At 46.2% G+C, this 11,397-nt stretch carries 5 protein-coding genes and 1 pseudogene; 2 read left to right on the top strand and 4 right to left on the bottom strand.

Going from position 1 to position 11,397, the window contains the following annotated elements; all coding sequences use genetic code 11:
- Nucleotides 1-122: 122 nt before the first annotated feature.
- The 4 genes and pseudogenes from QZ918_RS31090 to iscB form a co-directional block, all read right to left on the bottom strand.
- Nucleotides 123-410 (bottom strand): annotated as a pseudogene (locus tag QZ918_RS31090) (reverse transcriptase N-terminal domain-containing protein); the annotation flags it as partial.
- Between the two features lie 652 nt (nucleotides 411-1,062).
- Nucleotides 1,063-1,890, bottom strand: coding sequence for an RNA-guided endonuclease InsQ/TnpB family protein (locus tag QZ918_RS31085; protein WP_293342474.1), 828 nt, complete (start codon nucleotides 1,888-1,890; stop codon nucleotides 1,063-1,065).
- A 126-nt stretch (nucleotides 1,891-2,016) separates the two neighbouring features.
- Nucleotides 2,017-2,202 carry a helix-turn-helix domain-containing protein gene (locus QZ918_RS31080; protein ID WP_293342471.1) on the bottom strand — a complete coding sequence of 62 codons (186 nt, stop codon included), beginning with the start codon at nucleotides 2,200-2,202 and terminating at the stop codon, nucleotides 2,017-2,019.
- A gap of 368 nt (nucleotides 2,203-2,570) precedes the next feature.
- Nucleotides 2,571-3,845, bottom strand: a complete 1,275-nt coding sequence (gene iscB / locus QZ918_RS31075; RefSeq protein WP_293342468.1) for an RNA-guided endonuclease IscB — start codon at nucleotides 3,843-3,845, stop codon at nucleotides 2,571-2,573.
- A gap of 482 nt (nucleotides 3,846-4,327) precedes the next feature.
- On the opposite strand from iscB, the gene QZ918_RS31070 reads away from it, so the two are divergent.
- Together QZ918_RS31070 and QZ918_RS31065 are read left to right on the top strand one after the other, a co-directional pair.
- Nucleotides 4,328-4,828, top strand: coding sequence for a chemotaxis protein CheW (locus tag QZ918_RS31070; protein ID WP_293142860.1), 501 nt, complete (start codon nucleotides 4,328-4,330; stop codon nucleotides 4,826-4,828).
- A 170-nt stretch (nucleotides 4,829-4,998) separates the two neighbouring features.
- Nucleotides 4,999-11,190, top strand: coding sequence for a PAS domain S-box protein (locus QZ918_RS31065; RefSeq protein ID WP_293342465.1), 6,192 nt, complete (start codon nucleotides 4,999-5,001; stop codon nucleotides 11,188-11,190).
- Nucleotides 11,191-11,397: the final 207 nt, after the last annotated feature.

The following is an 11,397-nucleotide window of genomic DNA, read 5'->3' as shown; positions in this document are numbered from 1 at the left end:
CTCCTTTAATACTTGTTGAAGAGTTTCTCTTGTCTCGGAACTCAGGAATTTCTTGCTAGGCATTGACTTTTTATAAAGATGGTTATATTGTATTATACAATATGCGTTTTAAATGCACAACAGCTTATCTTGAGTTTGTTAATCAATTCAAGTCTTGCATTAGGTTTTAAGGATTTAATACCATCAATACCTGCTGTTTTCTTGCCTTGATTATCTTGGGTTATTCGGCGTACTGCAAGACATCTGGCACTCCAAGACCTGATTAAGGTTTTTTGAAGTTTTCGGACTACCTTAACATCACCACGTTTCGAGGCTTGATATATCCGTTTTTGCAACTTGTGAACCCGTTTTTCTATCTGTTTCCAAGGTAATTCCTGCCATTGGTAGTCAGATTGTACCTCTAAGCAAATAGGAATGTCGTTTTCCCATGCCACCCTAAACTTTGATTTGGTTTTAGCCTTATTCATTGCTACTCACCGCTATATCATCCATTTCACCGTGGGTACGTCAGCGTATCCTTTTGCTTTCCAAAAGGCATTTGCTTCTTACCCTATCCCTCCCCTCAATTGCTTGCGACTGGTTGTCTTCTTGAGTATCGACCCCCTCAAGAGCATTTGTGGGGTTACTTCGTTCCAAGTCACCATTATTTAGAACCTTTAGAGTGTTACTATCCACCGGGTTTATAGGCAGTGCAAGTTGGTCAACAAGGAAATTGCCAACGCCCTATCCATGCCTTTTGGCTTGGGCTAATAGCCGTTGTAGTCCATTTGTAATAACGATGGTTCGGACATAACTTCACCTTGTGGTTACTCATGGATTCTTGCTAGACGGGATTTCCAGTACGGCTCTGAATTACCGTCGTTCATCCCCGCTTCACCTGCTTGATAACCATTCGCCCAAGTGGGGGATGTGCTTTCACCTCTGCACCAGAGGGGTAGGACTTGAAATTTCTAGGATACTTTTCCTCACCTACATGGTGTCTTAGTTATCATCTCTAGAGGATTGAAGTGCGTTCAACCTTTCGGTTACTCTAGAGAAGTCAGTCATCCCTAAGTATTGCTACTATTTCGACTGAACGAATCGCACTCCTTGCTTCGCAGCTAGATACTCAATCTTTAAAGTTAATTCAGACCAGCCTGCATCAGAAATAGAACGATTTAAACTTTTCTTTCGGGATTGTCCGTTTTTGAGAAATCTCCCCGTTTTATTATCTATTTTTACGCGACATCGGCGCATCATTCCTGAAACATTCAAATCTTCTAAGGCAATTGCATCAATATTTCGATCGACTATTTCCCGAGCGATTTTCCATTGATATGCTTGACGCTTATCGCTAATTTTTTGATGAAACAACCCGACTTTTTTAGCTGCTTTTTTGCGATTTTTACTACCTTTGACTTTACGACTAACCCGTCTTTGTCTAATCTTCAGGGTACGTTTAGCTTTTTTATTGGTCGCAAATTTAGGATTTTTAATCTGATGTCCGTCAGACAAATGAACTAATTTGGTAATCCCTAGGTCACAGCCAATTATTTTCACAACATCCACCAGAGATTTTGTCAGGTAGTCGGGAATAGACTTGTCCTCAATTCGGATAGATACATACCAGCCATTTTGCCGTTTTCTTACCGCACAAGCCTTAATGGTAAAACCATCGGGGATTGAGCGCGAGTTGTAAAACCGCATCCAACCTAGTTTGGGTAGGTAAATTTTATTACCTTGTATTTTGACTCCCATTACGAAGGTGAAAGAAGTAAAATTACTCCGATTTTTGAATTTCGGGAATCCTCTACCTTCAAAGAAGTTTTTGTAGGCAATGTCTAAGCGTTTAACATTCTGTTGTAAAACTGTTGAGTCAATGCCACTATACCAAGGTCTAGCTATTTTCAAGTCAGGTAATGCTGTGATTTGAATGTCGCCTGCACTGCGACGGGGGTTCTTAGTCTTACCTGAAGCATCGGTTTTTGAGTCTTTCCAAGGATTTCCGGTTGCACCATTTTTACTGACATAGCAGGTTCATGGGGAAACTTCGCTTTGAGTTCTAATCTCGCAGTAATTTCCTTGGATGAATTGTTGGTTGTAGTGGGTAATTCTGTCGTTGAGACACCAATTGTAGTGGCTCCTTAACATATCTACCCAGCCAGACATTTTTGAGTCTTGTGTTTGATTTGGACGCAGTTTGTAAACGTAGTTTGTGAGCAAGATTGAGTTACCTCTTATTTGAAGAGTGAACTGATTTTATTCTAGTCTCAAAACTTACTTGGTTCAAGGGTTGTCGCAAGGATTGTCGCAATTTTTAATTTTTCAATAATTTAAATCTTTACGCATTTACGCTTACTTAAAGCCGTCCTAAAAGTACGGGGTTTTCAACCCATTTTTCTGATAAACAAAATATAGCGGTTCTCCTAATAGTGAGGTAATTGGCAATAGGTAATTGGTGATAGCCCTTGACCTCACTCACACTTTTTTGTGCTATATCAAGTGTTCAGTAACTTTCACCAGAAAACGAGCGAGAAGCCCCTGGCTTTAGACATGGGGAGGAAAGCGGCTGCGACTTCAGTCGCCTTGAATCAAAATCCATAGGAATACCCATCTTTTTTGTGAATAGACTTGCAATATTTATGACTAATCCCTGCCACTCTTCCCTTCGTTGTAGCAAGGTCGAACGAGCCAGATGCACGGCAAAGAGCTCGTCCCACATAATAGCCAACTTTTTTGCCTGCGGTGACTGTCGCGCCAACGATATCGCCAGTCTGAAAACAGAAATGAATTTGCTTTCTCGACTTGTGACGAATTGGGAAGCCAAACTTATTCGTGCCGCACATTTGTCGAGTACCGTGTCCTGCTGCCTTGATTAGCAGCGGTTGACCAATCAGTACCTTTAATTCTTCGACTTTGCCTACACAAGCAGCATCTAACCAATGAGATTTAGGTAGATTTAATCGAGTGCGATTGAATTTTGTCAAGCCACCACTGCCAGTAGAAACTGGCAAACCAGTCATACTAAGTCGGTTAAATAACGCCCAGCGAGTCGAATTAACGGCTGCTGCATCTTTTAATGGACGTTTTGCTTGAGATAGAATTCGCTTCAAAATCTCTGGCTTTTTAGATAGGAATTGCTCAACGTCTTGAGGACCTTTCTTTTTGTTGCAAGCATCGCAAGCAAGACAAAGATTAGAAATCCGATTAGATCCACCTTTGGCTTTGGGATGAATGTGTTCGACTTGTAATGGTGTATTAGTAACGCCACAGTAAGCGCACGTTCTATCCCATTTGTTGAGTAAATATTCGCGGATCTCGTAGCCACATAAAACACCTTGCTGGTACTCCACTCCGCTAATTTCCGGGTTTTCTATTTGCTGGAGGTCGAACCGCACAAGTTCTTGAACAATAGAACCAATGGGAGCAACTTTTATCAATCTAGTTACCCAGGTTAGGGTTGTTTCGACACGATGCTGTAAGCTTGGAGCCAGCCAACCTTTAGGGCGAGTCCTATTTAGAAATCTAGCTTTCCGGTATCGAGTATGGCGATTTCTCCTACCTCTACGGAGTGAACGGCGTGACTCTAAACTAAGTTTAATTGATTGACCTCGGTGAGTTAGCTCTGCACCAAAAATTACGTTCTCTCCTTGGACTAAGGCCATTCCTGTGGTTTGGGAACCAGGGTCTATTTTAAGAGTAATTGGTTCTTGGGGTACTGTTACCTCTACCTTGAGAATTATCGTGAATGGATATCTTTTGAAAACAGCAGCTTTGCCAATGGTTAGCAATTTGCGAGCCAATCCTGGGCGGATTGGATTGAGCTGTCGCTTGTGGCTATCAAGTACAAAAACGAAATTAGACATGAAGTCCTCCATTGCTGGGTAAAGTTCGCTCCCTTGAATGTTTTAAGAGCTTTTTAGACTGAAGGCACTGGCTCGGGCCCCGTTAAACCTGTTTAACATTCAGTGATAGAGCGGAAAACTAGCGACGCATTCGCCGGTATCATGACTCAAAAAACGTAGGTCTAATCCTATCTCTGGTAAGGTTTGGGCTTTTTTCTTGCACCGCTCGAAGCCGGACTTCCTAAAAGCCCCCGCTTTTAAGCGTGGGGTTCCTTACCAAATATCATAGCCCGAAACCCATTTTTTTCTTTCAACAAATAGAGTTTCTAAATTCATTAAAACTGCTACATATAATCAGAGAAATCTTTCCTGTTGCCCAGCCCGCTATTTATTTAACCATTTGATGTGGCAAAACCGCTCCTGAAAAACTTTCCGGGCGACCGGCTTTCCTGGCAAAGCAAAATCCTAATTTGCTAAGATACACTATAAACAAAAAATCAGCAATGAAAACAACTGCTACCCAGGCGGCGGGGAATCAGACAACTGGAACAAAGCAATTTCTCCTTTTCGGTCAAGGAGGCAGTCTCTTTGGCGTAGAGTTAGAAGCAGTGCGGGAAGTTCTTTCCCTCAACGAACAACCGATTTCCCCGGTTCCCAACACCCTGCCATTTTTGTTGGGATTAACCAACTTGCGGGGCGAAATCCTAGCAGCAGCAGACTTCGGACGGTTTGCTGGGCTCGATCCGGTTGACACCCACCACCCAAGCAGCCGCATCTTAGTGGTGGAAGCGCCCGATCCGCGAGATGTGAGATTGTCGAAAATGCGGATGGGCTTGGCTGTCTCCCGTGTCGAAGGAGTTTTGTCTCTAAATCCCGATCGCACTGTCTCAGCAGTAGATGTCAGTCCCGACTTGGCTCCCTTCTTAAAAGGTTTGTACAATTCCGAAGGACGCTTACTCATGATAGTGGATGTCGAGGCGATCGCCCATTCCGAACGCTGGTAATTAAACAGTTGACAGTTGACAGTTGGCAGTTGACAGTTGACAGTTGACAGTTGACAGTGAGGTTTTAAGGCAGTTGACAATTGACAAAGGAAGAATATGGAGTCAATCTAAAATCTAAAATCTAAAATCTAAAATCGATCGCCTTTAATTTACCAATTCTTAATTTTATCATGAATTTTATCTATAGTTCGATCGCCACGACATTCACCCTGACATTACCTGACTTCTCTACTTCGCTGGTAGCTGGGATTGCCAATTGTATTATTTGTTTCTGTTACTTTGCGATCGCCTCGCTAATCAGCTTAGGTTTGTGGCGAAACCGTCAATTCGGGTTCGACATCTTCGCCACAGTCACAGCATTCATATTTTGGAGCTGCGCTTTCGGCCACAGCGGCCACGCAGCCGAATACCTGGGATTGCCACACTCCCCGGTAATGCAAACTGTATCGGATTGGATAACTGTCATTCCGGCGATCGCCTTTTTGAGTCTGTCCAACCGCTACAGCTTATTAGTAGGTTCCACCCAAATTCTGCAAGCTAAAAAAGAAACAGAACAAGCCCTCAGCGAAACAACCCAGCGATTTCAGGCAATCTTCGACCAAGCTTTTCAACTGATCGCATTATTGAACCCAGACGGCACTCTGATCGAAGCAAATCAGACAGCATTACAATTGGGAGATTTGGAACCATCAGAAGTGCTGGGGCAAAAATTTTGGCACATACCTTGGTGGGCATCATCCCCAACCAACCAGCAGCGCCTCAAAACCAACATCAAACAAGTCTCGGCCGGCAAGTTTGTGCGTGAAGAATACGAAATCACCGGAGCCAACAACCAGGTGACAGTAATTGACGTATCATTTAAACCCCTGTTAAATGAAACAGGAGAAGTATTTCAAATCCTCGCCGAAGGTCGCGACATAACAGCGCGCAAACAGACAGAAGCCCAATTGCAGCATCTAACCGCAGAACTAGAGCAGCGAGTCAATGACAGAACCGAGCAGATTCAGCAAACCAACGCACTATTGCAACAGGAAGTTCGCGATCGCACCGCTGTTCAAGAGCAATTAAAAGCCTCTGAACAATTTTTAAACAACATCATCAACACCATCCCTGACCCGATTTATGTCAAAGACGAACAGCACCGCTGGCTAGCATTAAATGATGCTTTTTGTCAATACATCGGTCGCAGCAGATCGGAACTAATTGGCAAAGCTTACCGCGACTTCTTGCCCAAAGAACAAGCAGACATATATGAAGAAAAAAACCAATTAGTTTTCTTGGCAAACACCAGCAGCGAAACCCAAGAAACCATTACTGAACCGGACGGAAATACCCGTTTTCTGTCGGTCAAAAAATCTACCTTTGTAGATGCCGGCGGCAGCAAAGTCCTCGTTTGCGCCATTAGAGAAATCACCAACCGGGTGCGTATGGAAGAACAACTGCGGGAGACACTCGCCGAGGCTGAAAGCTCCCAAAACTTGCTGCGAACAGTTATTGACTCCACCCCAGACTTGATCTTCGTCAAAGATCGAAACTTCCGCTACAGCCTAGTCAACGCAGGTTTCGCCGCCGCCTTCGGCAAAACCCAAGCAGAAATGCTAGGCAAAGATGACCTAGAACTCAACGTACCCACAGAGCAAATATTCGGCAACTTCCATACCCAAACAGATCCTCAAAGACAAGTTAAAGGCTGGCGCGCTGATGACACAGCCGTACTCAACGGTCAGGAAGTCCATAACCCCAACGACATTGCCTCCTTAGCAGACGGCAAAGTACACATCTTCGACACCCAAAAATCGCCCCTCAAAGACGCAGAAGGCAAGATTCTAGGCGTTCTCGGCTTCTCGCGCGACATCACACAACGGCGCGAATCCGAACAAGAACTATTGCGGCTCAAAGCAATCTTAGAAACCACCACCGACTGGGTAGGCATGGCAGACTCCCAACAGCGCACCATCTATCTCAACCGTGCAGCGAGAGAAATGTTGAGAGTTGGCAGGGACTCAGATTTAGCCGGAATTAGCATTTCTGACCTAACATCGCCCAAAAGTATGGACGCTCTGATGGAAGTTGGTATCCCCGCAGCTTGCCGGGACGGGGTGTGGAGCGGCGAGACAATTTGGCAGACTTTAGACGGCGAAGAAATACCGGTTTCCCAAGTAATTATTGCCCACAAATCCCAGAGCTCAGAAGTTGAATTTATGTCAACGATCGCCCGCAACATCACAGAACGCAAGCGCACGGAACAAATCTTGGAGCAGAACTTGCAAATGCTCGACCTTGCTAGCGATGCTTTGATTGTTCGGGATATTGACGGCACGATTAATTATTGGAACCAAGGCGCCGAGAGAATGTACGGCTTCACGAAACAAGAAGCTTTGGGTCAACTCACCCACACTCTATTCCATACTATTTTCCCCCAACCTTTAGCAGCAATATTGGCGCAGTTAGAAGAGCGGGATTATTGGGAAGGAGAACTGATTCACACCACCAATTACCACACCAAAATTACCGTATTCAGCCGCTGGAATTTGCAGCGAGACGAACAGGGAAAACCTAAGGCAATTTTAGAAACTAACAACGACATTACAGGGCGCAAGCAAGCCGAAATCGAAAATCAAAGATTGAGATCGATCGTCGAAAGTAGCTCGGATTTTATCGGGATGGCAACAATGGAGGGAGAGCCATTTTACCTGAACCCCGCTGGCACGAAGCTAGTGGGACTCAACTCTCCAGAAGAACTCAAAACTAAGAATACGGGGGAATTCTTTTTTCCCGAAGACCTCCAGCAATTCACAGCAGAAATTATGCCGTGCGTCATGGAGACTGGCTCTTGGCGGGGCGAGTTTCGGTTGAAGCACTTTCGCACCGGCGATCGCATTCCCGTTGACTACAGCCTATTTACAGTCAAACACCCAGAAACAGGAGAGCCGATGGGGTTGGCAACAGTTACCCGCGACATCAGCGATCGCAAACGGGCAGAAGAAATGCTGCGCGATCGCGAAAGACTGTTCCGAGCCATTTTCGACCAATCGTTACAATTCATGGGGCTGCTAGAGCCAGACGGTACTGTTTTGGAAATCAACCAAACAGCCCTCCTTGCCGCTGAGGTGGGGATTGAAGAGGTAGTAGGCAAGCCGTTTTGGGAAACCCCGTGGTGGCAGATTTCCCCAGAAGTCAAGCAACAGGTACGAGAAGCTGTCGCCAAAGCCGCCGCCGGCGAGGTAGTTCGCTACGAAGCGGACTTGTTAGTTGTCGGCGGTGCAGTAGCAACCGTTGACTTCTCCCTCAAACCAATCAAAGACGAGAGCGGCAAAGTCGTGCTATTAATTCCAGAAGGCCGGGATCTGAGCGATCGCAAAGCCCTAGAACGAGAGCTTTCTTTGCGTCAAGCTCGCTTTGATGCCTTTTTCGCCGCAGCACCAGCGGGAATGTTCATCACCGACGACCAACTGCGGTTCATGCAGTTCAACGAAAAGCTTGCCGAACTTGGAGGTCAGCCTGCTTCAGCATACATCGGCAAAACCCTATGGGAAGCCGAACCGGAAATGGCACCGGTGCTCGGCCCGCTGTACCAGCAGGTTTTGAGTACCAACGAACCGATTTTAAATCTCGAAGTCGCCCACGCTACCACCGCCCACCCAGATGTGGTGCGGGATTGGCTGTCTTCTTACTTTCCTTTGCCGGGAGAGGACGGCAAACCCCTTGGTATCGGTGCTTTCGTTCTGGAAGTTACCGATCGCAAAAATTTAGAACGAGAATTAGTTTTGCGTCAATCCCGCTTTGACGCATTTTTCGCAGCGTCCCCAGCCTCAATGTTTATTTTTGACGACAAGTTGCGGTTCGTGCAAGTCAACGAAAGTTTGGCAGAAACTACAGGGCCCTCAGTTGCCGAGCACCTAGGCAAAACCGTCACAGAAGTGATACCGGAAATGGTCGATACTCTACAGCCGATTTTGCAGGGGGTTTTGGCAAACAACCAGCCGCTTTTAAATATTGAGGTTGCAGGTACAACCGTCAATCAACCGGGCGTAATCCGAGATTGGCTGGCTTCTTACTTTCCTTTGGCCGGAGAGGACGGGAAACCGATCGGTGTTGGCGGTGTGGCGATCGAAATTACCGATCGCAAAAAAGCCGAAGCAGAGCGCGATCGATTTTTCACCCTGTCCCTAGACTTGCTTTGCATTGCCGATTTTGAAGGCAAATTCACGCGCCTCAATCCCGCTTGGGCAAAAACCCTCGGCTACACAGTAGAAGAACTGCAAGACCAATTTTTTCTTGATTTCGTCCATCCCGAAGACGTGGAAAAAACCTTGGCAGAAACGGCAAAAGTAGCCGGCGGTGCCGAAACAATATCTTTTGAAAATCGCTACCGCTGTAAAGACGGTTCCTACAAATGGCTGTCCTGGAAATCGCGACCGCTAATGGAAGAAAAGATCATGTATGCAGTCGCGCGCGACATTACCGAAAGCAAACAAACAATTAGTCAACTGCAAGAAACAACAGCCCAACTAGCCACTTCTGAAAACGAATTTAGACGACAAAGCAATCTCTTGCAATTATTAATAGACAACATCGGCGACGGCGTGATTGCTGCTGACGAAAATGGAAATTTTGTGTTGTTCAACCCCGCCGCCACAGATATATTTGGCTTGGGTTCGACAGATACTCCCCCCGAGGAGTGGTCGGCAAAATACGGTTTATTCTTGGCCGATACCGTCACTCCCTATCCCGCAGCCGAGATCCCTTTAGCCCGCACGATTCGAGGAGAATCAGTACACGAAGTAGAGGTGTTCACCCGCCACGCAGGCAAACCAGAGGGGCTGTGGGTGAAAGTTAGCGGCAAACCACTTAAAGACGAAACGGGGGGGATTAAAGGCGGTGTAATCGTTTGTCGCAACGTCACCCAGGAAAAAGCATCGCAGCAGCAGATGCAGCAGTTGGCCGAGGCACAGGAACGCTTGCTGCAAGAACTCAAAACGCGGCAAAATGCCCTCGATGAAGCTGCGATCGTCAGCGAAACTGACCTCAAAGGCACAATCACCTACGTTAACGAAAGATTCACCCAAATATCCGGTTTCAGCATGGGAGAACTGCTGCACCGCGACCACCGCATTGTCAATTCTGGCTACCATCCCAAAGCATTTTTTGCCGAAATGTGGCTGACAATTTCTCGCGGTTTGGTGTGGAAAGGGGAAGTTAAAAATCGGCGCAAAGATGGCTCGTTTTATTGGGTAGATTCCACGATCGCCCCTATCTTCGATACTAGCGGTACCATAGTCAAATATATCGCCATCCGCTTTGACATTACCGAGCGCAAAGAGGCAGAGGAAGGACTGGAAAAATTGGCCGCCGAACGCAAAGCCGAAGCTGATTCGATGACGCAGCAAGTTCTCAAACTGTTGGGAGAAATTAAAGGCGCAGCTCAAGGGGATTTGACAGTCAAGGCGGAAGTAACGAATGACGTTTTAGGTGCTGTCGCCGACTCTTTTAACTTTTTAATTGGTTCTCTGCGGAAGGTGGTAACGGGAATTCAAACTTTAGCAGAACAGGTAACATCTGCCACCGGCGAGTCAATTAACAATACCAGCGAACTCACTCAACAGGCGGAAGTTCAAGCAGAAAAAATATCTGCAATCATGCGGGAAATCGAGCGAATCGTGAATTCGATCCGCGACGTGCGAGATGTTTCGGTGCGCGCCGAAACCGTCGCCCAGCAGTCTTCTCACACCGCAGAAGTCGGCGGTATGGCGGTCGATCGCGCTGTCGAAGGCATTAACGAGCTCCGATTGACGATCGCCTCTACCTCAAAAATGATGAAACGCTTGGGCGAATCTTCGCAACAAATCGGCAAAATCGTCACTTCGATTTCTCAACTGGCTTCCCAAACCAATTTGTTAGCTCTCAATGCTACGATTGAAGCAGCCAGAGCGGGCGAACAAGGTTTAGGTTTTGCGGTTGTCGCCGAAGAGGTGCGGAAGCTTGCAGAGCGATCGGCCGGCGCGACTGAGGAAATCTCGGAAATTGTCGGTACAATTCAAGAAGAAATCAGCCGCGTGATGAAGGCAATGGAATCGGGGACACTGGAGGTAGTGGAAGGTACTAAGCTAGCCAGCGAAGCTAAAACTCACCTGAATGCCATCATCGAGGTTAGTCGAGAAATGAATGCTTTGGTGCAGAATATTACCCGCGCTTCCGCTAAACAAACTGTGTCGGCTGAGGAAATTTCTAACAGTATGCAGCAAGTCAATGAGATTGCTAATACAACTGCCCAAAAAGGTTCGGATGTCAAAGCATCGCTTGATGATTTATCTGGTTCTGTCAGCAAACTGCAAAAGTCGGTGGCTAATTTTAGGAGTTAGTTATTAGTCAAAGGTTTGTAGTGAGGACTTTAGTCCTTTCTTAGATGCGGACTAAAGTCCTCACTACAAACCAATCTTATTCTGGTTCTGTCAGCAAACTGCAAAAGTCGGTGGCTAATTTTAGGAGTTAGTTATTAGTCAAAGGTTTGTAGTGAGGACTTTAGTCCTTTCTTAGATGCGGACTAAAGTCCTCACTACAAACCAATC

This window comes from Microcoleus sp. CAWBG58 (assembly GCF_020883045.1).
Classification (GTDB): domain Bacteria; phylum Cyanobacteriota; class Cyanobacteriia; order Cyanobacteriales; family Microcoleaceae; genus Microcoleus.
Note: the sequence above shows the minus strand (reverse complement) of the source record. Positions and strands in the feature narration are given on the sequence as shown.